20 protein-coding genes are annotated in these 23,258 nt (G+C 55.7%); 10 read left to right on the top strand and 10 right to left on the bottom strand.

The features are described 5' to 3' along the window. Positions 1 to 8: 8 nt before the first annotated feature. The 3 genes from rsxA to cysD all read right to left on the bottom strand — a co-directional run bounded on the left by rsxA (position 9) and on the right by cysD (position 3,433). Positions 9 to 590 carry an electron transport complex subunit RsxA gene (gene rsxA / locus ADIMK_RS00295; RefSeq protein ID WP_036182266.1) on the bottom strand — a complete coding sequence of 194 codons (582 nt, stop codon included), beginning with the start codon at positions 588 to 590 and terminating at the stop codon, positions 9 to 11. A 164-nt stretch (positions 591 to 754) separates the two neighbouring features. Next, the gene (cysN, locus tag ADIMK_RS00290; protein ID WP_036182264.1) at positions 755 to 2,449 is read right to left on the bottom strand and encodes a sulfate adenylyltransferase subunit CysN; all 1,695 of its coding nucleotides are present in this window, start codon (positions 2,447 to 2,449) and stop codon (positions 755 to 757) included. A gap of 66 nt (positions 2,450 to 2,515) precedes the next feature. Further along, on the bottom strand, positions 2,516 to 3,433 hold the full coding sequence (gene cysD / locus ADIMK_RS00285) for a sulfate adenylyltransferase subunit CysD (RefSeq protein WP_036182372.1): 918 nt from the start codon (positions 3,431 to 3,433) through the stop codon (positions 2,516 to 2,518). A 277-nt stretch (positions 3,434 to 3,710) separates the two neighbouring features. Here cysD and ADIMK_RS00280 point away from each other — a divergent pair, with 277 nt between their 5' ends. The 6 genes from ADIMK_RS00280 (at position 3,711) to cysG (ending at position 11,108) form a co-directional block, all read left to right on the top strand. After that, entirely contained in the window at positions 3,711 to 4,496 is a 786-nt protein-coding gene (locus ADIMK_RS00280) for a sulfite exporter TauE/SafE family protein (RefSeq protein WP_036182262.1), read from the top strand. 80 nt (positions 4,497 to 4,576) lie between these two features. Continuing rightward, a complete protein-coding gene (locus ADIMK_RS00275) occupies positions 4,577 to 6,235 on the top strand; it encodes a nitrite/sulfite reductase (RefSeq protein ID WP_036182260.1) in 1,659 nt (552 codons plus the stop codon). Continuing rightward, a complete protein-coding gene (locus tag ADIMK_RS00270) occupies positions 6,219 to 6,701 on the top strand; it encodes a DUF934 domain-containing protein (protein ID WP_036182258.1) in 483 nt (160 codons plus the stop codon). Before ADIMK_RS00275 ends, ADIMK_RS00270 begins: the two co-directional genes overlap by 17 nt. A gap of 15 nt (positions 6,702 to 6,716) precedes the next feature. Continuing rightward, the gene (locus ADIMK_RS00265) at positions 6,717 to 7,340 is read left to right on the top strand and encodes a phosphoadenosine phosphosulfate reductase domain-containing protein (RefSeq protein WP_036182256.1); all 624 of its coding nucleotides are present in this window, start codon (positions 6,717 to 6,719) and stop codon (positions 7,338 to 7,340) included. A 182-nt stretch (positions 7,341 to 7,522) separates the two neighbouring features. After that, the gene (locus ADIMK_RS00260) at positions 7,523 to 9,643 is read left to right on the top strand and encodes a hypothetical protein (RefSeq protein ID WP_036182254.1); all 2,121 of its coding nucleotides are present in this window, start codon (positions 7,523 to 7,525) and stop codon (positions 9,641 to 9,643) included. A 67-nt stretch (positions 9,644 to 9,710) separates the two neighbouring features. After that, on the top strand, positions 9,711 to 11,108 hold the full coding sequence (cysG, locus tag ADIMK_RS00255; protein WP_036182252.1) for a siroheme synthase CysG: 1,398 nt from the start codon (positions 9,711 to 9,713) through the stop codon (positions 11,106 to 11,108). A gap of 24 nt (positions 11,109 to 11,132) precedes the next feature. Here the strand turns inward: cysG and nhaD are convergent, their stop codons facing one another. Next, complete coding sequence (nhaD, locus tag ADIMK_RS00250) at positions 11,133 to 12,374, bottom strand: sodium:proton antiporter NhaD (RefSeq protein ID WP_036182250.1); 1,242 nt, start codon at positions 12,372 to 12,374, stop codon at positions 11,133 to 11,135. A gap of 473 nt (positions 12,375 to 12,847) precedes the next feature. Next, positions 12,848 to 13,396, bottom strand: a complete 549-nt coding sequence (locus ADIMK_RS00245; RefSeq protein WP_156042707.1) for a tRNA1(Val) (adenine(37)-N6)-methyltransferase — start codon at positions 13,394 to 13,396, stop codon at positions 12,848 to 12,850. A 63-nt stretch (positions 13,397 to 13,459) separates the two neighbouring features. Here ADIMK_RS00245 and ADIMK_RS00240 point away from each other — a divergent pair, with 63 nt between their 5' ends. Beyond that, positions 13,460 to 13,741 (top strand): GIY-YIG nuclease family protein, encoded by a 282-nt coding sequence (locus tag ADIMK_RS00240; protein WP_036182248.1) that lies wholly within the window; start codon positions 13,460 to 13,462, stop codon positions 13,739 to 13,741. A 253-nt stretch (positions 13,742 to 13,994) separates the two neighbouring features. On the opposite strand, the gene ADIMK_RS00235 is transcribed toward ADIMK_RS00240, so the two are convergent. The 3 genes from ADIMK_RS00235 to ADIMK_RS21130 form a co-directional block, all read right to left on the bottom strand. Then, positions 13,995 to 15,731 (bottom strand): DEAD/DEAH box helicase, encoded by a 1,737-nt coding sequence (locus ADIMK_RS00235; RefSeq protein ID WP_036182246.1) that lies wholly within the window; start codon positions 15,729 to 15,731, stop codon positions 13,995 to 13,997. A 149-nt stretch (positions 15,732 to 15,880) separates the two neighbouring features. After that, positions 15,881 to 16,495 carry a glutathione S-transferase N-terminal domain-containing protein gene (locus ADIMK_RS00230; protein ID WP_036182244.1) on the bottom strand — a complete coding sequence of 205 codons (615 nt, stop codon included), beginning with the start codon at positions 16,493 to 16,495 and terminating at the stop codon, positions 15,881 to 15,883. A gap of 21 nt (positions 16,496 to 16,516) precedes the next feature. Then, positions 16,517 to 17,278, bottom strand: coding sequence for a hypothetical protein (locus ADIMK_RS21130; protein ID WP_051692218.1), 762 nt, complete (start codon positions 17,276 to 17,278; stop codon positions 16,517 to 16,519). Between the two features lie 196 nt (positions 17,279 to 17,474). Between ADIMK_RS21130 and smrA the strand changes: the two genes are divergently transcribed. From smrA to ADIMK_RS00210, 3 genes are all read left to right on the top strand, one after another. After that, positions 17,475 to 18,056 (top strand): DNA endonuclease SmrA, encoded by a 582-nt coding sequence (smrA, locus tag ADIMK_RS00220; protein ID WP_036182242.1) that lies wholly within the window; start codon positions 17,475 to 17,477, stop codon positions 18,054 to 18,056. A gap of 131 nt (positions 18,057 to 18,187) precedes the next feature. Next, positions 18,188 to 18,925: a hypothetical protein gene (locus tag ADIMK_RS00215; RefSeq protein WP_036182240.1), complete on the top strand. Its 738-nt coding sequence runs from the start codon at positions 18,188 to 18,190 to the stop codon at positions 18,923 to 18,925. Next, positions 18,922 to 21,048, top strand: a complete 2,127-nt coding sequence (locus ADIMK_RS00210) for a tRNA(Met) cytidine acetyltransferase TmcA (protein ID WP_036182237.1) — start codon at positions 18,922 to 18,924, stop codon at positions 21,046 to 21,048. The genes ADIMK_RS00215 and ADIMK_RS00210 overlap by 4 nt, the downstream gene beginning before the upstream one ends. A gap of 1 nt (position 21,049) precedes the next feature. On the opposite strand, the gene ADIMK_RS00205 is transcribed toward ADIMK_RS00210, so the two are convergent. Both ADIMK_RS00205 and ADIMK_RS21125 read right to left on the bottom strand, forming a co-directional pair. Continuing rightward, the gene (locus ADIMK_RS00205) at positions 21,050 to 21,850 is read right to left on the bottom strand and encodes an MOSC domain-containing protein (protein ID WP_036182368.1); all 801 of its coding nucleotides are present in this window, start codon (positions 21,848 to 21,850) and stop codon (positions 21,050 to 21,052) included. 9 nt (positions 21,851 to 21,859) lie between these two features. Further along, positions 21,860 to 23,254 carry a methyltransferase gene (locus ADIMK_RS21125; RefSeq protein ID WP_051692216.1) on the bottom strand — a complete coding sequence of 465 codons (1,395 nt, stop codon included), beginning with the start codon at positions 23,252 to 23,254 and terminating at the stop codon, positions 21,860 to 21,862. Positions 23,255 to 23,258: the final 4 nt, after the last annotated feature.

Raw genomic sequence — 23,258 nt, 5'->3', positions numbered from 1 at the left:
CTCCTGTATCAGAACCGTACCAAGCCGGTGAATCCCATAAAGGCCAGTGACATCAGGCCTGCTGTGACCATGCCGATCGCGGCGCCCTTGAACGGCACCGGTACGTCGGCCACGGCAACCCGTTCGCGAATTGCAGAAAACAGTACCAGTGCCAGTGAGAAACCAACGGCCGCGCCGAAGCCGTAACCGATCGACTGGATGAAGTCGTTCTGCTTCTTGATGTTGAGTAGGGCAACACCCAATACTGCGCAGTTGGTGGTAATCAGGGGCAGGAATATGCCCAGCAGTTTGTAAAGCAGAGGACTGGTCTTGTGCACCACCATTTCGGTGAACTGGACCACAACCGCGATTACAAGAATGAATGAAATAGTCTGCAGATAGGTCAGATCGAATGGCTTAAGCAGGTAGGTGTAGACCAGATAACTGCATACCGACGACAGTGTGAGTACGAATGTTGTCGCCAGCGACATACCCATTGCCGTTTCCAACTTGTTGGACACGCCCATAAAGGGGCAAAGTCCCAGAAACTGGACCAGTACGAAGTTGTTGACCAGTACGGTACTGATCAAGATGAGTAGAAAGTCGGTCATAACGCCTGTCGAACCTCTGGCCGCATGCAGTGCGACCGCTCGTTAGGAAACCTGCGATTTTACCCAATTTTGCGGAATAGGCTAAGCCCGGATCTCAGCGAGATCCGGGCTTAGCCATATCGACAACGGGCGGGTATCCCGTTTGTGGCTGCCGGTGTCGGCGATCAGATCAGGTTGGCGTTTGCCAGAGCCTTGATGATGCTGTCAACCTGAGCGCCTGCGCTTTGGTCTGCATTCAGCGCGATGTCGGCATCTTTCGAGTATGAAGCCGTGAGAGCGCCTTCCGCGTTGACATCGGTCAGCACAATAAAGCCCTGATCTTTGAGAGCGGCACTGAGTGCAGGTGCAGAGCCTTCCGCCGTCGGCAGGTTAGCTTTCGAAACAACCAGCGGCATACGGCCGCGGTCGAAGAGGCGTTTCTCAAGCGTGTACAGCAAAGCGGTGCTGTTGTCGCCAGCTTCGATGCTTACGATTGTCGGGTGCTGACCAAAGCGGCGCGCACGCTCTTCGGTGCCGATTGCGGAAGTGACATAAATGGAGTCGTCCTCAGCTGAGAAGTCACCCGCGATGATCATGCCGGCCGCGACTGTGGCGTTGCTCAGTCGATCGACGATGATGAAGGCGCCGGTGCCTGCATGTTCGCGATAGTCGTCAGCAACCAGTTCGCGCTCAACGTCGATCTCGACACGGGCGATCTCGTTCAGGCCCAGGGTCGCGGCCGGAGAGTGCTCCATGGTGTTCACGTCAATGCGGTGACGGATAGCCGTCACGCTACCGGCACTGCGTGAAGCGGCCAGTTTGATATCGTAGGTGCGTCCCGGTACCAGTTCCTGCTCGGACATCCAAACAAGATGGGCGTCAAACCGGCGACAAACGTCTGGCTTGTGATGCTTGTGTACGATCAGGTCGCCACGGGAGATATCGATCTCATCTTCCAGTGTCAGCGTAACCGACATCGGCGGGAAGGCTTCTTGAAGCTCTCCGTCGAAGGTGACGATTGACTTAACCTTGCTCGACTTTCCGGATGGCAGCACGGTGATTTCATCACCCGGGCGTACGATGCCGGAGGTGAGGGTGCCGCAATAGCCGCGGAAGTTCAGGTTCGGGCGGTTAACGTACTGAACGGGGAAACGCAGCGCCTCTATGTTGATATCGCTGGCAATCTCGATGTTTTCAAGCAGTGCCATCAGGGGGTCGCCAGCATACCAGGGCGTGCTCTCGGACGCGTTTACAACGTTATCGCCCTTGAGTGCGGAGATCGGCACAAAACGAATGTCAGGCAGGTCGAGCTGCTCTGCAAACTGCATGTAATCCTGCTTGATCTGTTCGAAGCGCTCTTCGCTGAAATCGACCAGATCCATCTTGTTGATGGCCACGATTGTATGCTTGATGCCCAGCAGGGAGACGATAAAGCTGTGGCGGCGTGTCTGTACCTGAACACCATGACGGGCGTCGATCAGGATAATCGCCAGATCGCAGGTCGAGGCTCCAGTGGCCATGTTGCGGGTGTACTGCTCATGTCCCGGGGTATCGGCAATGATAAATTTGCGCTTGGCGGTGGAGAAGTAGCGGTACGCAACATCGATCGTGATGCCTTGTTCGCGCTCTGCCTGCAAGCCGTCAACCAGCAGTGCCAGGTCGATCTCTTCGCCGGTGGTGCCGACTTTTTTGCTGTCCGACTGGATGGCAGCGAGCTGGTCTTCGTAGATCATTTTGGAGTCGTGCAGAAGGCGTCCGATCAGTGTGGACTTGCCGTCGTCAACGCTGCCGCAGGTCAGGAAACGAAGCAGTTCCTTGTTCTCGTGCTGGTGCAGGTACGCTTCGATATCGTCAGCGATCAGTTCGGATTGGTGGCTCATATATCTCTACTCGTTCGAAATCTGTGTCAGGCGAAATGTTGGTCTCGATCAACCCGTGATCGGGGATCAGAAATAACCTTCGATCTTCTTCTGTTCCATGGAGCCTGCGCTATCGTGGTCGATAGCCCGACCCTGACGCTCCGACGTGGTTGTCAGCAGCATCTCCTGGATAATTTCCGGCAGAGTATCCGCCTCTGATTCAACCGCACCGGTTAGCGGGTAGCAGCCCAGCGTACGGAACCGGATCGGCTTCATCATCGGTACCTCACCGTCGTTCAGCGGCATACGCTCGTCGTCGACCATGATCAGCATGCCATCGCGCTCAACGACTGGACGAACAGCGGAGTAATACAGCGGTACGATTGGGATGCTCTCAAGGTAGATGTACTGCCAGATGTCGAGCTCGGTCCAGTTGGAGAGCGGGAATACGCGGATGCTCTCACCCTTGTCGATACGGGTGTTGAAGATGTTCCACAGTTCAGGGCGCTGGTTCTTCGGATCCCAGCGGTGGTTTTTGTCGCGGAACGAGAAGACGCGCTCTTTAGCGCGAGATTTCTCTTCATCGCGGCGGGCGCCGCCGAAAGCCGCGTCGAACTTATATTTGTTCAACGCCTGCTTCAGTGACTGGGTCTTCATCACATCAGTGTGTTTGGCTGAGCCGTGGGTGAATGGGCCAATCCCCATCTCGACGCCTTCCTGATTGATGTGGACGATCAGGTCCATTCCGGCTTCCTGCGCCATCTTGTCGCGGAACTGAATCATCTCCTTGAACTTCCATGTGGTATCCACATGCATCAGAGGAAACGGGGGTGTTCCCGGGTAGAAGGCTTTGCGTGCCAGGTGCAGCATCACCGACGAATCCTTGCCGATGGAGTAGAGCATTACCGGGTTATCAAATTCCGCCGCCACTTCGCGGATGATGTGGATGCTTTCTGCTTCCAGCTGCTTCAGATGTGTCAAACGGTGTTCCGGTAATTGGTTCATCATTCGTTTCTTCAAGCTGATAGGTTGTTGAATCGTTTTGAGCGTGGCGTGCGCGGCACGTCCCAATTTTGCGATGAGATTATCGCTGACTTTGTTTAAAATCAAAAAGAATAAATGGAAATTCTAAAATTCCTTTTTCGAATAAGCAGTAGTCATGCCCGCTATGTCGATATATTTCGGAAAAGAATAACAAAATTCTCATTAATTATTTTGTGTTATATGGATGTGCCATTAACATGGCTGCCTGATTATCTCTATCCAGGACAGGGTTGGGCTCATGGAGTTCGCGTACATAGTAGCAGGATTGGTCGTTGGAGTGGTGGTTGGCTTAACCGGAATCGGTGGCGGCGCCCTGATGACGCCTATACTGATTGTGGTGTTCGGTATACCGCCGTTCGTGGCGGTCAGTACAGACCTGTTGTATGCCGCGATCACTAAGTGTGGGGGAATCTGGTCCTATGCGCGCAAGCAGTTAGTGCAGTGGCGCATTGTAGGGTTTCTTCTGATGGGGTCTGTGCCGGGCAGTCTTATTACCCTTGGGTATCTTGAGGGGCTGGATGGGCTTGAGCAGATCGAGTATCTGATGAACCTGACGCTTGGCTTCTCTCTGGTGCTGACATCCATCGCCGTGTTTCTGCGCTCACGCATTCGCGATTTCGCCGCATCCATGCAGGATCATGGCTTTACATCCGGTTTGCGCAAGTGGCGCCCGGCGATTACAGTGACGACCGGATTTGCCCTGGGTGGCATGGTGACGCTCTCGTCAGTAGGCGCCGGTGCCCTTGGGACTGCGCTACTGATCGTGCTTTATCCACGCATGACCATGCCGGCAATTGTGGGTACCGATCTGGTTCATGCTGTAGTCCTGACCTCGGTTGCAGGAGCAGGTCACTATCAGATGGGTGGCGTGGATCTGGAGTTGCTTGCGTATCTTCTGGTGGGGTCACTGCCGGGTGTTTTTGTCGGCAGTCATATAGGGGCGCGGCTGTCGCCGCGTTTGATGCAGCCGATCATGGGCTCCTTGTTGATGGCGATCGGACTGCGTTTCGTGCTGTCGGCCTGAGCCTGACTTGATATAAGCCTGTTAATTAAAGAAAGAACCTTAAGAGATCCGGGGGTACACCCGGTTGAAGGTAGCCAATAATGTACATTTATAACGAAGTCGATCAGAAAATCGTCGACGAACGGGTTGAGCAATTCCGTGATCAGACCCGGCGCTTCCTGGCGGGTGAACTGTCGGACGACCAGTTTTTGGCTCTGCGTCTGATGAATGGCCTGTATATCCAGCGTCATGCGCCGATGCTGCGCGTTGCCATCCCCTACGGACTGATCTCTTCAGTGCAGCTGCGTAAGCTCGCGCACATCGCACGCACCTATGATAAGGGTTACGGGCATTTCACTACCCGTACCAATATCCAGTTCAACTGGCCCAAGCTTGAAGAGGTGCCGGATATTCTGGCCGAGCTGGCTCAGGTGCAGATGCACGCCATTCAGACCTCCGGCAACTGTATTCGTAACACGACGACAGATCCGTTCGCCGGTGTGACGCCAGACGAACTTGAAGATCCGCGTCCGTGGTGTGAGATCATTCGCCAGTGGTCGACGCTGCATCCGGAATTTGCATACCTGCCGCGTAAGTTCAAGATCGCAGTAACCGGTAGCCCGCGTGATCGTGCGGCCTCCCAGGTTCACGACATCGGTTTGCATCTGGTGAAAAACGATGCGGGTGAGGTCGGTTTTGAGGTGCTCGTCGGCGGTGGTTTGGGGCGTACCCCCATCATCGGCAAGCAGATTCGTCCGTTCTTGGCCAAGCAGGACTTGCTGTCATATCTGGAAGCGATTCTGCGTGTCTACAACCTGAAAGGGCGCAGAGACAACAAGTACAAGGCACGCATCAAGATCTTGGTTGAGGCGATGGGCATTGACGCGTTCCGTGAAGAGGTTGAAGCGGAGTGGGACACTATCCGTAGCAGCGAGCTGGCGCTGACCGATGCCGAAGTGGCGCGCGTTAAAGGCTTCTTCCAGCCGTTCGAATATGACGCCTCCGCAGCTGCTGATACCACGCTCCAGGGCCAGCTTGAGAGTGATGAAGCGTTCCGTGTGTGGTACGAGCGCAACACTCACGAGCATAAGGTGGCAGGTTATCGCAGTGTTGTTGTGTCTCTGAAACCTCAGTTGGCACCGGCCGGCGATATTACTGATCTTCAGCTGGAGGTGGTTGCTGACCTGGCCGAGCAGTACTCGTTCGGCGAGGCGCGTTCGACCCACGAGCAGAATCTGGTGCTGGCCGATGTAAAAAACGCCGACCTGTACGCCGTGTGGCAGAAGCTGGCCGAGCACAATATGGCGCGACCAAATATCGGTACGCTGACCGATATGATTGTCTGCCCGGGCTTCGATTTCTGTGCACTGGCAAACGCCAAAACCCTGAATATCGCTGAGCAGATCAATCAGGCGTTTGACGATATGGATTACCTGTATGACCTCGGTGATATTCGACTGAACATGTCCGGCTGTATCAACGCGTGTGGCCATCACCATGTCGGCAATATCGGTATTCTCGGTGTCGATAAGAAGGGCGAGGATTGGTATCAGATCACTATCGGTGGTTCTGATCGCGAAGATGCGTCTCTGGGCAAAGTGCTGGGTAAATCAGTAGCCGCCGATGATGTCGCCGATACATTGAAAAAGATTCTGGAAGCCTACGTCGAGCAGCGCACCGACGAGGAAAGCTTCCTCGAGTGTGTGCGCCGTGTGGGTGTCGACCCGTTCAAGGAGAAAGTCTATGCCGTTGCTCATTGATCGACAGATTGTTAACGAAAACGGCTGGCTTCTTGTGGAAGAGGCTGAGACGCTGCCGCAAAGCGCTGATCTGTTGCTGCCGCTCGCGCTCTATCTCGAGTGTGGCGAGACCCTCAAGGGGCATAAGGGCCGGATTGCGGTGAAAGTAAACGGTGATGATGATTTGACACCGGTACTCGAATCCAAGGATCTGTTCGCAATGATTGCCATCGAATTTCCGGCCTTTCGTGATGGTCGAGGTTTCTCGTTGGCGCGCATTCTGCGTCGAGCAGGCTACAAGGGTGAGCTTCGTGCTGTGGGCTCACCGGCACGTGACCAGCTTGGGTACATGGAGCGTTGTGGTTTCAATGCATTCGAGTTTGCCGATGAAGAGTTCTCGGACGATTTTCTTAAAGCCTTCGGTGAGATCAGTGTGCGCTATCAGGGCAGTTCGGATGATCCGCGCCCGGTTTACCTGCAGAATTAATTCAGGAGACAGGATATGAGTATCGATCTGGCGGCTGCGAACGCAGCTCTGGCAGGTAAAACCCCTCAGGAGATTATCAAGTGGGGGCTGGATCAGGCCAAGCGTCCTCTGGTGACGACGAACTTTCGTCCCTATGAGGCAGTGATCCTGCATATGGTTACGCAGATCAAACCTGATGTTCAGGTGTTGTGGGTCGATTCCGGATACAACACATCAGCAACCTATCGTTTCGCCGAAAAGGTGATCCAGGATCTGAATCTGAACATCGTGACCTACATTCCGCAGATGACGGCCGCGCGTCGTAACGTTCTGATGAAGGGTATTCCCGATATCGATGATCCGTTGCACGAAGAGTTTACCCGTCAGGTCAAGCTTGAACCGTTCCAGCGGGCGCTGGCCGAGCTCACACCTGATCTGTGGTTCAATGCCATTCGCAAGGATCAGACAGAGTTTCGCCAGTCATTGGATGTTGTAACGGCAAGCAAGGATGGCGTGATTAAGGTGGCTCCGCTGTTCCACTGGAGTGAAGCCCAGATGGACGAGTACCTCGCGCAGCACGGTTTGCCCAATGAAACCGACTATTTCGATCCGACAAAAGCGCTTGAAACGCGTGAGTGTGGTTTGCATACACAGCTCTGATCGGCATCGTTAAGCAGGTTCATGTAAAGCCGGACGGTTCGCCGCCCGGCTTTTTCATATCCAAACCTGACCTCAGGTGGCAATTTTGCGCATGACAAGGGTCACGCCATCTCGTTGAGTGGGTTAGAATCCGGTCAATCGATCACAAGGCTTTCGGGTCTTAATAGCAGGGAGCGAACACAATGAACAAGCTGGCAATACCAGCACTGATACTGGCCGCGGTTGTGGTTATTGGAGCCTGGCTATGGAAACCCGGTGCGGGGGCAGGTGATGAGCTGACGGCGTATGTGCCGGCGGACACGGCGTTGTATCTGGGGGGGCAGGCGAATGCCGAGGTCAGCAAGCGGATGCAGGATTACCCCATCGGCGCGATTGACCCGGCCCAACTGGAGATGTTGTTCGAGCGCTTGGAGGCTGATGGTGCTTCTAATGCACCGGGCGCAAAGCTATTGAAAGCGATGCTGCTTGATTTTGCGGCGCACTCCAGCACCTACGGTACCCTGTTCTCGCACTACGGTTTCGACTTGAATGCGTCGCAGGCTGTCTACATGCACGGTCTGTTTCCCGTCCTGCGAATGCATATTGCCGACAAGGTGGCGTTCGACGCTTTTTGGGCAGGCCTGACAAAAGAGTCGGGTGTGACGCCGAAAGAGGAAGTGCGTGAAAACGTGACCATTAAGCGCTGGCCGCTGAGCAGCGAGGGCGCAAAGGGCGCTATCGATCTTGTGGTCGCGATGCAGGACTCGCTGGCGACGGTAACCTTGTTCTCGTCCACCGATAGCGACGAGGCTCAGCTGGAGCGCATCGGCTTGCGCAAGCCGCAAACGAGTCTTGCTGACACCAAAGAGTTGCCGGAGCTGATCAAGGCTCAGGGCTTTACCGACGATTTCGTTGGCTTTATCCATATTCAGCGGCTGGCTGAAGGATTGCTGGGTGCGAAGGACGGTGCGCTTTCGCATGATATTGGCGCGCTTGCCGCGTCTGAGGGGCAAACTAACCCGTTCGATCGCGATCTGTCACTGGTGTGTCGAAACGAGATCGCCGCACTCTTTGCCGGTATGCCGCGAATGGTTTTCGGTTACCAGAGTGTCAATATCAAGGACGAGAGCGTCGAGATTAACGCGCGCTCTTTGCTTGAGGTAGCGTCCGCCGAGGTGGTGGGGCCTTTGATGGAGTTGCGTGGACACCTGCCGGGGCATATCGACGGTGAGCAGATGCTGGGCGTGGCAGTGGCCACCAATATGGATACCCTGGTGCCGGCCTTGACCAAGCTTTGGCGTGCGGCGGGCCAGCAGACGTTCCAGTGTCCACAGCTTCAGCAGGCGCAACAGAAAATGATGGCGACCAGCCCGGCTCCGCTCGGAATTGCGACCGGCATGGCGCAGGGTATCAAAGGTGCTGCGCTATCGCTCTACGACATACGTTTTTCCGATGCCAGTGGCATGCCTGAGGCTGTTGACTTCCTGTTTAGTCTGGCGACAGAGAACCCGGAGCTGGTGCTTTCCCTGTTCAATACAACCGTTGTGCCTCAATCCGGTGGTCGGGTGCCTGAGTTGCCGCTTAATGGCGAATTGACCGATGTTGATCTGGGCTTTTTGTCACCGGGGCTGAAAGCCACTTTGGGTCTGCAGGGTAGTCATCTTGTGGTGTATTCGGGCACTCAGGGTGAGGAGGCTGCCAAAGCGCTGGCCAGTGAAAAGCTGGAAAGTAACGGTTTGATGGCGGTGAGTGTCGATTACCCGAAGATTGCGCGTTGGGTGTCTTCGCTTCCGGATTCGCTTTTGAGTCAGGTGGCTGGCGCAAGTGAGGAGTTTTGTCTGGGTCAGGCGCGTATACGTAAGGCGATGCAGAGTCAGCCGATGCGAATGACCTACAGAACCGATATGGAGTCCGGCGGGTTGTCGGGACAGACTCGCATGGAGATGCTGCCGGTTTCCCAGCCTGCACCCAAGGCGGAGGATCTGGTGGGTCGTTATGAACTGCGTGATCTGAATCAGAACTGCGGTCAGCCGCCGATGATCGGGCATGAAGAGATCAATACCGACGGCACGGGTTTTTACACCGAATATGATGCGACCGGGCAGTGCGAAACCCTGCGTTACAATTACCGCTGGACTAGTGTGGGTGATCAGCTCCGCTTCGATGTTCAGGGGGGCGAGTATCGTGATGGCTGCGATCTGGAGTGGGAGGCGCTGGATCCTCACACTGCACGTTGCGAAATTCTTGCCACAGATTCCGGGTTTGATTGCATCTACACTGATGATGACGGTGAGGGAATGTATCGCTACCAGCGCGTGAACTGACACGGAACTCGGCAGGGAGGCCGCATACGCCAAACCTAACCGCATTTGAATATCGGGAGTACAACAGGTGGACTACCTGCCACTGTTTTTTGATCTGAAATCACGGGTCGCGCTGCTCATCGGTGGAGGTGATGTGGCGCTACGTAAGGCTCGGCTCCTTGTGCGGGCCGGCGCCTGTGTGCGTGTCGTCTCGCGTGAGGTGCATGCTGAGCTCGATGAGCTTGTCGAGCTGCATCAGGGGCAGGTAATCATTGGGGAGTACCATCCAGCGCTGATGGACGAGGTGGCGCTGGTGGTGGCTGCCACCGACGATCAGGCGTTGAATGAGCGCGTGCACTATGATGCGCTCGCTCGCTCATTGCCGGTCAACGTGGTTGATAACCCGTCCCTGTGTACTTTCGTATTCCCTGCAATTGTGGATCGCTCGCCGATTGTCATCGGGATAAGTTCTGGTGGTCAGTCTCCGGTGCTGGCGCGCTTGCTGCGGGCCAAGCTGGAGACGCTAATCCCCAGTGGCTACAGCCGTCTTGGTACGCTGGTCGGCGGATTTAGGGATCGGGTGAAGGCGCGTTTTTCGAACGTTAACGAACGGCGCAAGTTCTGGGAGCACGTGCTTCAGGGTGAAATAGCTGAGCGCGTCTTTTCTGGACGTGACGAAGAAGCGGCTGAAATGCTCGAGCAGGCGCTGTCGTTCGAGTCCGGTGAGGCCGTGGGCGAGGTTTATCTCGTGGGGGCCGGGCCCGGGGACCCGGAGCTACTCACCTTCAAGGCACTGCGGTTAATGCAACAGGCAGATGTGGTGATTTATGACCGCTTGGTGTCCCCCCAGGTGCTGGATCTGTGTCGACGTGATGCCGATCTGATCTATGTCGGTAAGGAACGCGATAATCATAGCGTGCCTCAGCATGGGATTAATGCGCTGCTCGTGGCCCATGCTCGGCAGGGGAGGCGGGTCGTACGTTTAAAAGGGGGGGATCCCTTTATTTTCGGTCGCGGCGGCGAGGAGATTGAAGAGCTGCGTGCAGCGGGTATCCCGTTTCAGGTAGTGCCGGGTATTACGGCTGCCAGCGCCTGCTCGACCTATGCCGGGATTCCCTTGACGCATCGGGAGTACGCTCAGTCGGTCAAGTTCGTGACGGGGCAGTTGAAGAACCGGACCTCCGATCTGAATTTCAGTGAGCTTGTGCACCCCAATCAAACGATCGTGTTTTATATGGGCCTGCATACTCTTGATCATCTATGTCGGGGATTGATCGAGCACGGTAAGCCGGAAAGCACGCCTGTAGCGATTGTCTCGCAAGGGACTTCGCCGCAGCAGCGCGTCTTGACTGGAACATTGTCGGATATCGTTGCGCTTCAGCAGGTGGCTCAGTTACCTGCGCCAGCGGTTGTCATAGTCGGTGAGGTCGTTGAGTTGCAGTCGCGTCTGTCGTGGTTCGGAAAGGCAGAGGGGAGTCAGGCTTGAGCCTGAACCCCTCGCTCTGCGTTATCAGTGCAGGATGCTACCGATAACCAGACTGCCGGTAAACCCGATTGAATATGCGATAAGCAGGTAGAAGGAGTAGCGGGCAAAGGAGCCGAATGTAACCGCCTCCACTTTGCTCATAGCCACGATACCGGCCGCAGAGCCGATCACCAACAGAGAGCCGCCGACGCCGACTGAGTAGGTCAATGATAGCCATTGGCCGTGCGTCATGGCGATATCTGCTTTTAGTAGTGCAGCCGTCAGCGGTACGTTGTCGACCAGTGATGACAGCAAGCCCATTACGAAGTTGGCGCCTGTTGTCGGCAGCATGTCGTAAATTCCCACCAGCGAGTGCAGAACACCGATCTCTTTGAGCATGCCAACGAGCAGCAGTATACCGAGGAAGAACAGCAGGGTGTCGTACTCAATCACACGGATATAGTCGAGCAGGCTCTCGCGTTCATCGTCCTTGTAGCCTACGCGGCCGATCAGGAACATGATCGAGAGACCGAACAGGAAGGTCAGTACGGGCGGGATGCCAGCGATCACGTTCAGTATGATTGTGCCGATAATGGTCGACAGAAAGATAAGGGCGATGACCTTGCCCACGCGGTCATCGCGCCGCTCAGTCGGTATTATTTCCACTTCTCCCTGGAGTGGGCGGGCCAACAATGTAGCCAGTACCATGACGCTGATAAGCGCCGGTAATGAGAGGAACAGCAGGTCTTCTATGGCAACTTTGTTTGCCATGAATATCATCAGTGTGGTGACATCGCCGGTGATCAATGCAACCCCGCCTGAGTTAACCGCAAACACCACCATGACGGCGAAGCGAAGTGTTTTCTTCGCCTCCATTCTCAATGACAGCACGAGAGCGATCGATACTAGTGTCGCTGTAATATTGTCCGACAGTGAAGAGAACGCGAATGCAAACCCTGCAACCATGAACATCAGCTTGCGTTCACTCACTTTGCGGGGGAGTACTTTGTAGATCAGTGTTTCGATCAGACCCTGATGGTTGAGGAAGGCGACAAAGGTCATTGCTGCCATTAAGAACAGCCAGAGGCTGGCAATTTCAAGAAGGTTTTCGTCCAGTTTCTCGAGAATGGATTCCTGTGTTTGACCCGCTTCGGGAAAAAGAAATATAAGCATCCAGGAGAGGGTGCCGAAAAAGAGTGTGGTTTTGGCTTTGTTGACGTGAATGACGTCCTCGAGCACGATCGACAGGAATGCCAGTCCTGCAATCAGGATTAGAAGAGTATGCATGCAAGATGCTCCGGTAAGTGAACGCGCAGCGGCTTACTTACGGCGGGGCGACCGTGCGTGGCGAGAGGGCAAAACGGTGCAGAGGGGCTGGTTTATAGACCCAGAAGATCGTTTCCCGAGCGATGCAGAGGGTCAGTCCGTATGACTGCGCAGAGTTGCGCCCAATTCTACTCCCTGCCTAAGGTAATCGAAAGTCTAGTATCCTACTGATTTAGTACCGAATTCGCTCTCCTGATGTACAGGGTTGGGAGCGGGCTCTGAGTTTTGTTCGTGTCAGCGCGAGAACTCCGGTGATTCACATCTCAGTCGGGTATAAAACGGGTAGAACAGTCGGCCGGCTTCTACGCTGTGGATCGGGTGTTTTGCATAGAGTATGAGCGAGGTTTGCTGTAGGTCGCCTTCCTCCGGCGAGATGGTCAGAATCACTCGATGTGGGGCATCGTCGGGTTCACTGGCGATTGCAAACGTGTGTCTCAGGTGGAGCCCGTGGCACTTAAGGCAATCGAGTGATGGTGCTGCATCAGTGGGCAGCAGCACATACGCTTTTCCGTGCGGGTTAAGTAATCTTCGAATGCTAGCGAGAAGTGCATCGAGCGATAGGTGTGTATCGTGCCTTGCCTTGCCTGGCTCAGGCGTGAGCAGTCGTTGAGTGTAGAGTCGCTGAAAAAAGGTGGGTTGCAGAGGATGGCGTCGTAGGTCTTGCCGGTGGTGAACGTCGTGATATCGCCTTCGATCAATGTGAGACGATCATTGAACGGACTCAAGTTGAAATTGCTCCTCGCCTGAAGCGCGGACTCGGTATCCAGCTCTATCGCATCAACCGTGGCGTTGGGTGCCCGCTGAGCGGCGAAAAGTGCCAATAGGCCGCTGCCGGTTCCGATGTCGAGGATGGTTCGGGCGCTTTCAATAGGTGCCCAGGCTCCCAGGGTGCAAGCATCGGTTGTTACCTTCATGGCTGCGCCTGATTGTTCGATACGAAACTGCTGGCATTGGAAGTATGGATTGCGTTGGCGTCGGGTCATGTCGGGCAGCTGCTGTCTCAATAAGCATGGCGCATTGTCGGGGGAGCTGGCACACTCGCGACCATGCAGAACTGGTATGTCTATATTGTGCGGTGTGCCGACGGGAGTTTCTATACCGGCGTCACTACCGATCTTCAAAGGCGTGAGCGAGAGCATAATGGCGAGGGTGGTCCGGGTGCCCGCTACACGCGTGCCAGACGTCCGGTCGCGATGGTGTGGTCCGAGGTGCAGAGTGATCGTTCATCGGCGCTCAGGCGAGAGTACGCGATCAAGCGTCTGCGTCGTGCTCAGAAACTGCGATTGATATCAAATGGTCGTGTTTTGGGGGCTGAAGGTGAGGCGTGAATATCGATGCGCGGACTGCGCGAAGGGATGAAAATCTTTCAGGGCAAAGGTTGGCTTTTCGGCGGGCAGTTTCAATGTGCTTGTCTATACTGGCAGAGTATCAGCACACGAAAGGTGTGGTGAGCAGCAGGCATCCATTACCTCCATGCCTTAGCATGGTCCTTAGCCGGAATCTTTCCGGCGAATACGGGGGCGCCCTCGGCGGGGGCGCCCCCATTTTATTGCCGTATTACAGCAGGGTGTATTTCAGCGTTCAGGCGCGCTTTTGGTAGGGGCGTTTGGCTCCACCCTGACGGCGCTGGCCACCACCTCGGTTTTCTGTCCAGGGGCGAATCTCCAGACGCTGTCCGCAAATGCGTGCACGCTTGAGTGTCTGCAGCGCATCGGCAGAAAGTCCGCGCGGAAGGTCAACGGTGCTGAACTCATCGCTGATGTTGATGCGGCCAATGTTGTTGCTTTCCAGACCCGCCTCATTGGCGATAGCGCCGACGATATTGCCGGGTTTGACGCCGTGCTGGTAACCGACACCGATCCAGAAGCGCTCCATGCCCTCAGCCGGCGGCGCATTGCGTACCGGCTTGCGACCGTTGCTCTGGCCGTTGCTCTGGCCGTTGTTGTCGCGCGGTTCGCGGCGCGGACGGGTGGCATTCGGGTCAGGCTCATTCTCGTTGAGCAGGAACGGCTGGTCGGCATAGAGCAGCGATAATGCCGCGGCACAAACGTCGGCCGGCGCCATGGCGTCGTCACCGTCGGTCAGCGATGCCACCAGTGTGTTGAACTGGTTGATCTTGTCGCTTTCGGCGGCCGTCTTGATCCGCGTCTTAAGGCGTTCGATACGCAGCGCATTGATCTCTTTGGCGGTCGGCAGAACGAGCTGCTCCAGCGGCTGGCGCGTGGTGCGCTCGATCTGGCTGAGCAGGCGCTGTTCGCGCGGTGCAACAAACAGAATGGCATCACCTTCACGACCAGCACGGCCGGTGCGGCCGATACGGTGGATGTACGATTCGGCATCATAAGGGATGTCATAGTTGATGACATGACTGATGCGCTCTACATCCAGGCCACGGGCCACAACGTCTGTAGCGATAACTATATCGAGCTCGCCACGCTTGAGCTTCTCGACGATGCGTTCGCGCTGTTGCTGTGCGATATCGCCATGAAGTGCTGCTGCCGGGAAGCCAGCGGTACTAAGCTGTTCGGCGAGCTCCTCTGTGGCGGTTTTGGTGCGTACAAATATCAGGCTGGCATCGTGCTCCTGAAGTTCGAGCAAGCGAGTCAATGCAGCCATCTTGCTCATGCCGCGAACGGTCCAGACACGCTGTCTGATCGTGCTGGCTGTAGCGGTCTGGGCGGCGATCTTGATCAGCGCAGGTTCACGCAGATAGTTGTCGGCGATATGACGGATTGCAGTCGGCATAGTGGCCGAGAACAGGGCGATCTGGCGCTGCGGAGGCGTATGCTGAAGGATCCATTCGACATCGTCGATGAAGCCCATGCGCAGCATTTCATCTGCTTCGTCCAGCACCAGAGTCTGCAGCTTGTCCAGCTCAAGCGTACCGCGACGGACGTGGTCCATGACGCGACCGGGTGTGCCGATGATCACCTGTACGCCGCGGCGAAGCGCGCGCAGCTGGCTGTCGTAACCCTGACCACCGTAAATGGATAGTGTGCGCAAGCCGGTCAGGTGGCGGGCGTATTTTTCACACGCTTCGGCAACCTGCAGAGCAAGTTCGCGAGTCGGTGCGAGAATCAGTAGCTGCGGATACTGTTTAGCGGTGTCGATACGCTGTAGCAGCGGCAGCGCGAAAGCAGCGGTTTTACCTGTGCCGGTCTGTGCTTGACCGAGAATGTCGCGACCTTCCAGCAGCGGCGGAATTGCGCCGGCCTGGATTGGAGATGGGGTTTCGTAGCCAACCTCTGAAAGAGCCTGAAGAATAGGAGCGGAGAGTCCCAGATCACCAAAAGAGGTGGGAGCTTCGGAATTTGACATGCTGTGATTGTATACCTGAGTCGAGAAGAGGCGTTGCTGCAGGAACAATCAGGCAGCGTTGCCAGTAGGAAAGGAGCACATACTACGCATGCCGAGGAGGAATGTCCATGCTGGAATGTATTATTGTATAAAAAATGTCCAATTGTTGATCAGGGTACCTGCATCCCGCGCTGGACAAAAGGCAGCCGCGCCATGCGTTGCATCCATTGGGCAGCAGCGGGGAAATCGGCGAGATCGACCATCTGCCACTCGTGGCGACAGGCCCAGGGGTAGATCGCAAAGTCAGCGATACTGAGCTCATCAACGATAAACTCGCGATTTTCAAGCCGGGCGTCGAGCACCCGCCATAAACGCTGGGCATCCTTGTTGTAGCGCTCGATGGCATAGGGGATTTTTTCCGGCGCAAAACGGTTGAAGTGGTGTGCCTGGCCAAGATAGGGGCCGAAACTGCCCATCTGCCACATGAGCCACTGAATCACTTCATAGCGGGCGCTGGGTTCGTCAGGTATGAACTGCCCGCATTTTTCCGCCAGATACATCAAGATCGCGCCGCTTTCGAACAGGCTAATCGGCGCTCCGTCAGGGCCATCCTCGTCGACGATGGCAGGAATCTTGTTATTGGGCGAGATCGATAGAAAGTCAGGTTCAAACTGCTCTCTATTCTTGATGTCGATCGGGTGCACGTTGTAATGGAGTCGGCAGGCTTCGAGCATTATCGAAATCTTGCGGCCATTAGGTGTGCTCCACGTGTACAGATCGATCATGTTGGTCTCCAGTCTCTCTCGCTATTCGTTGGCGAAGTGGTTATAGATGCTAATCAGCTCCTCTTCACTGAAGCGGATGATCAGCAGTTGCTGGCCAGGCTGAATCATATCGGGATCACGCCCGAGCAGCCCCTGACGGTAGTTATAGACCAATGTGTCCTTAACTTTTCGATCGAGAATGTTGCCAAGAAATGAGCTCGACTTGTCTGCAAGGCGCTCGTCGGCATCCTCGGGTATGACAGCACTGAGCGTACGACTCTGCTGTCCGAGTCGAATGCCGCGGGCGAAGGTTTCGGTCAGGCCCCTTTGCATGATGCCCCACAGACCTTGTCGGTCATAGTGGTCAACCGCGTGTATATAGAACACATCATTCGGGTTGCGGTTGGGATCATTCAGCAACTCCTTCAGACGTACCCGGTTGAGCTCAGGCAGATCAACCTCGGAGAGGTTGCTGGTGGTGCCGATCAATCCCAGATCGACACCGAAACTGGTGGCTGAGCTGGCACTGCTGGTTTCCGTCACGATTTCTGCGTCGACTGCACTCTGCTCTGGCAGTTCGATCAACTGCTCGGCTGTAACGAAATTGTTGGCTGCCGCAACGTCGATGGGCTCTTTGGCGCTGTCCCCGGTCAGGGATGCGATGTGCTCCTTGGCGGCCGCTACCGTTTCCGAATCGATGGGGGGGCTGGTTTGTTCTTCAGGTCCCGATGGAGAGGGGGCCCAGAAAAGATAGACAGCAATGGCGAATATAACTGCAATCAGAATGGCGGCAAGTTTCTGCATAATGATATCCGCAATAGTCCCTTGTCGGCGGCACGTGAGTGGATACTAGATGTGCCGGTGCTGTGATCTCACCATAATCGACTCTTGCGTTTAGGGAAAGTTGCGGATCAATCAATATGAGTTCTGGAAGGTGGCGCAGCAGTAGCGTTATGCTCGGGTTCTGTCGAACGGTGTATCTAGACGGAGGGCCTAAACCATGAGCGAAGAGGATGAGTTCTTCGAAGTGATGGCGACGGACGGGGTGCGGCCTATCAAGTCTGACAGCCGGGTTCATGCGCGTCGCAGTGCACGCCCAAGGCTTGATCCAAAGCATATAGCCCGCCGAATCGCAGCTGTCGGGGGCGAACGGGAAGGAATGCCGATATCCCCGCAGTGTCTTCTTGATCCGCTGGATCCCATAGAGTGGAAGCGCGATGGTGTGCAAGAGGGGGTGTACCGTAACCTTCGTCTGGGGCGTTACACAGTGGATGCACGATTGGACCTTATGCACAGAGCGCTTGCCCAGTGTGTTGATGAGGTGGTGGACTTCGTACAGCAGTGTGTCGAACTGGGAATTCGCACGGTACTGATCAATTACGGTCGTTCACGTGACAGAGAGTCTCATGCCAATCGTGTCAAAAGCGGACTGGCTGTCTGGTTGCCCGCACTGGATGAAGTGATGGCATTCCACAGTGCTCAGCCCCAGCACGGTGGAAATGGGGCAATATATGTCTTGCTACGCAAAAATGAGCAGCAACGCCTTCAAAATCTGGAGCGTCATCTTCATCACGGGCGTTGATACTTCTGGTTGTTTTGCCGCGTATCTCGTTGCAGGCAGGAAGAAAAAACGCTTTACTGTCAGTAGTTAAGGGATGGGCCTTTGCAGTCTGTGCCTATGAAAGCTCGAATTTAGGCGAGAGCATTAGAACGATGGAACCCTCTTTTCACGAGGAAGGCTGGCGCGGCCTTGATGTATTGTTGCTAGCAGCAGCGATTGTCATATTGGTTGTGGCAGGTTTTTCCGCCGTACAACAGGCGTCACTGTGGCTTCCAGGTCTTGCGGGGCTGGCCTTTGTTTTGCTCATACTTGCTTATCTGAATTTGAGACAGCGGCGCGCGCGGCTATTGGGGCGCTTGAGAGATCTGGAGCGCTCGCTGATAGGGGAGCGCATGACCGATAGCGAGACCGGGGTGGCCTTGCCGCAGTGGTTTGCCAGAGTACTGGACACCGAGTGTCGCAGAGCCGTCAGGGATTTTACGCCGATAACGCTGATGCAGCTTGATATCAAGGCTGGCGATCCCGCACTTAAAGCGATGATGCGGGTTAAGCTGGCCGCTATGTTGACCGAAGAGATCTCGCGTCCCGGTGATCTGGTCGGCATCGGAGAGCTTGGCGACCTTCAACTGCTGCTGCCATCCACGAATGAAAATGCTCAAGCGCTCGCCATGCGATGCATCGAAAATGCAGCTTCGCAGGTTGAAAGTGATGCAATCGAAGTGCGTCTTGCGGCTTGTACGCTTCAGCCGAAAGCGGATTTGAACACCCGAAAAATTTGTGATCAGCTCGATCGGCTGTTGCAAGAGGTGCGTAATGAGCCGAGCGGTAGCTACCGCTATCATGCAGAACCTGCTGGAGTGGGCGCGTTTAACTCTGCCGTCACCTCATGATCGGCGCCGAGCTCTGTGAGCTTCAGACTTATCTTGGCGCAGCTCGTCACCGGGCTCTGATATGGATAACCGGTGCGCGCGATGAATCACATCGCCTGGCCGCTGGTTTAGCTGCTGGATTTCCACCTTCTACCACCGGTGCGGTCGTCAGCGATATCTCCTGCGCCTATTCCGAAATCACAAGGCTCCCCTCCCAAACCACTCAGCTTTTAGGGCGAACTCTTGGCTGGGCTGTCTATGATGCATTTGCCGGCTTCAATCCGAATAGCTTTGCCCAGATTGCGGGGACGGTGGCCGCCGGTGGTTGGCTGATTCTGATTACGCCTTCCAAGACTGATTGGATCTCTTACGACGATCCCGAGTACCACAAGCTGCGGGTAGAGCCCTGGACAGCGGGTATGCTCACCCCGCGATATCTTGCTCGTCTTGTGCGACTCCTGGAGGGCGACCGGTCCGTTGTTAGATTAGGTAACGGCGCCTTGGCGCTGCCCAACTGGGTCCACGCTGATAGCGCCATTGAGCCGGTACAAACACGACCACCGTTTATGAGTCCTGATCAAGAGCGGGTGGCAGGGGTTCTGACCGGAAGTATCGCCAAGCGACGCTGCGCCTATGTTCTCAGCGCCGACAGAGGGCGCGGCAAGTCTGCAGCAATTGGCTTGGCACTGGCCGCGATGGCGTGCGGAAGACCGCTTCGAGTGCTGATTACTGCGCCGTCAAAATCGGCATTGTCTGCTGTATTTGAAAGGATCGAATCGGCAACAGGCGCGTTGCAATGGAACGGGGAATTCGCGCAGGTTGGCGAGCTTGAGATCGTCTACTTGACGCCAGCCGAGGCCTGCCAGCGACTGCCATCAGCGGACCTTCTGGTTGTCGACGAGGCCGCGGCAATTGCAACCCCTCTGCTCAAGAAACTGAGCGGCCATTACGGTCGGTTGATTTTTGCGACGACCCAGCATGGATATGAGGGCAATGGGCGCGGGTTTACACTGCGCTTCCTTGATGAATTAAAGCGCTTGGTGCCCAGTGTCGAAGAGTTGCAGATGAGCACACCTGTACGTTGGGCTGAAGGTGATCCGCTTGAGCAGGTCGTTACACGGATGCTTCAACTTGACGCCGAGTCCGAGGAGCCTGTCGTTCGGGGCCAAATACCGTTGGTCGTCGAGTGTCTGGACCGGGATAGGTTGGTGGTTGACGAGTCTTTGCTTCGACGCTTATTCGGGTTGTTGATTCTCGCCCACTACAGAACAACCCCCGGTGACCTCAGGGTAATGCTCGATAGCCCCAACTTGCAGATTTATGTCCTGCGACGAGGGGATGAGCTGATTGGTTGCGCGCTTATAGCCCAAGAGGGGCCGATATCAGAAGAGCTCGCTCGGGGGGTGTGGGAGGGGCATCGCAGGCCCACGGGGCATTTGTTGCCTCAGGCATTGATCGCACACGAGGGCGAGATCTGCGTCGCACCTTGGCGGGGGTGGCGGATTTTGCGTATTGCGGTTCACCCGGCGGTGCAGCAGCAGGGGATGGGGAGCTATTTGCTCCGGATGATCGTTGAAAAGGCGCAAGACGCCAGTGTCGACTATCTTGGTGCCAGTTTCGGTGCAACGGATGCGCTTCTTGGCTATTGGCGCAGAAGTGGTTTCTTACCGGTGCGCGTCGGTGACCAAGAGGATCCTGTATCGGGGTGTCATTCAACGCTTGTGCTGAATCCGCTCTCGGCACAGTGTCGAGCCTGGTTTTCCGGTATGAGGGCGCGTTATGCAAAGCGTTTGCGTTATCGATTGAATGGGACGTTATCCAGCCTGTCGATAGAGCTCCTACCGAGCCTCTTCAGTGAGTTGTCCTTAGCGAGGCTCAATAATGATGATACGAGTCGGCTGGTGGGTTTCGCACGGCATAAACGCTCCCTTGAAAGTACTTTGCTCGAAATGGATCTGCTTTTGCTGGCGACGGTCGCCAGTTGGCCTGATCTGGGCTTAGCTTCAGAGGATCAGGCGCTTCTGGTCGATCGTGTATGGCGCCAGCGGGATGCATCCGAGGTGAAGCATCCGCAAGGGCGTAATGCGCAACTTGAGCGTCTGAGGCATCTGACGGCCCGCTTACTGGACGCTCTTGCGGACTGAGTTATTCCAGTATTGTCACGGGTTCGCCAACAGTGAGCAGTCCCGGTTTGGTTACCATCAGGTTATGCCCGAAACAGACGCGCCCATCATCGCTTCGATGAATGCGTGCGAGGGTACGAAGTGGCTCTGATCGCGGGTGCTTCTCGCCGGTTAGTGGGTCACGGGTGATCAGTACACAGCGTTCGCAGGGCTTTACCAGTTCCAGTTCCACTTCACCGATGGCAATCCGGCGCCAGCTATCTTCTGCCCAGGCTTGCACACCTTTGATCACGACATTAGGTCTAAAACGCCGCATTTCGATATTGGATACACCCTCATCTCTGATCGCTTGAAGCGAGTCCTCGTTGGTCAGCAATAAGGGATAGCCATCGGCAAACAGCACAGGGCGTTCTGGCGTGCGCCCCGCTACGCGGTAGCTGTCGGGGTCGTTGTAAATCAGATGAACCGGTTGTTCCAAGTAGTCGCCGAGCCATTGATCGACGGATTCGGGAACCCGTTTGCCGGCAACAATATCGTTCCAAACCTGAACATCCTGACGCTGATCGCGAATATCCTGATAGTGCAGATAGATCGGCAGTTTTCCCGGGGCGCTCAGAATCAGTCCGTCATGAACCAGAGTTGAAATCAATTTCAGCAGTCTGGGTTCTTCGCGTGCGGTAATGAACCGGCCTTCCGGATCGCAGACCATGAATCGCCTGTCCATCGCCAACCCCCGGGTTTCCACCCAGGCACTGGGCAACGAAATAGGGGCGCCAGATTTAACCGGATATATGAACAGTTCACTTAGAACAGGAGAGGGCATGTTCTTTCCTTAGATTTCGCCGCCGGTGAGCTGTTTCGGGCGACGGCAGATTACCAATAAGCCTGAAATCATCTTGCCCTGTTCCTGTCGTAACGGGAAGCGTTCGCAGCTTAGCAGCTCAAGGCCTGCTGAGTGGGCGCGATCCCGAATGTGTGTCTCGCTGTGTCGATAGCGCCCTGACGAATGCAAAAGAAGGTCTGTATCCGTGGACTCGACGCTGAACGCGAACAGTCCGCCGGGTTTGAGGGCCATTGAGGCTACTTTGAGTACAGGGTACAGATCACCGGTGTAGATCAGAACATCGGTTGCACATATCAGGTCCATCTCGAGTTGTCGTGCCAGCCAGGCATTCATCTCTTCGTGATGAAGTTGGTCATAACCGCCTTTTTGCCGGGCCTGTTCAAGCATGCCCGAGGACAAGTCGCAGCCTAGCAGTTCACTGAGTACGAAGTGCTTACGCAGGGCTCGCCCCAATAGTCCGCTGCCGCATCCGAGATCGGCAACCCTGCCGATTTGTTTGGGAAGCAGCGCGGCAATTCGTTCCACAAGAAGTTCAGGGGCCCTGTATTCAAGCCGTCGCACAAGTTGACGTTCAAACTGCTCGGCGTGAGCGTCGTACAGATTGCGAACGTAGTCTGCGGGCGCGCTGGCCCCGATGTGGCCGCATGAGGCATCGATCATGTGCCGGGCACCTGCGTGCGATGGGTCACGCTTCAGCAGGAGCCGGTATATGATGAGTGATGCGTCGGTTTCACCCTCTTCGGCCATGTAGTCTGCAACGGACTGCAGCTGCTGTGGACTCATATGATCGCACTCAGCCAACAGTTGAGCCTCGTTGCCGGTCAGCAGCATCGCGAGGGCATACTCGCCCTGTTCATCAGCTTCTAAGTCGCCATATGACTTAAGCTGCTCGATGTGGAGCAAGGCATCCTGGGTTTTGCCTCTCTTGCGTGCGGCCCTTGCCAGCGTGAACTGTGCATCGGGCATTTTGCTGAGTCCAGGGAAGCGCTCAGTTGCCTCTGCTATTGCATCCCAGCGCTCAAGATTATCCAGCAGGTTCAGGTAGTTGAGCTGGAACGCGCCTTCGTCGGATTGCAGACTCAAGGCCTGCTCGATTGCAGTCAGCGCCTCTTCAAATCGTTCCCGCTGCTGTAAAGCTAGCGAAAGATTACTCAGCGCCTGGGCCTTGAAGCGTGGCGCCACGGGTAGCTCGGCTGCGCGCTTTAGCTCTTTGCAGGCAATGATCGGGTTGCCTGATCGCATTTTGATAACACCAAGCAGGTGGCGAGCGTTGAAATCGTTCGGGTTGCGCTCGAGCAGCGACTGGCAGATAGCCTGGGCACTGGTATAGGCACTCTGCTGCATCAGCATCAGTGCTTGGTGTAATGGGTTGGTCTCGGACATGGAG

The sequence above is a fragment of the Marinobacterium lacunae genome (assembly GCF_000705555.1).
Taxonomy (GTDB): Bacteria; Pseudomonadota; Gammaproteobacteria; order Pseudomonadales; family Balneatricaceae; genus Marinobacterium_D; species Marinobacterium_D lacunae.
This window is presented reverse-complemented; position numbering and strand designations above follow the sequence as displayed.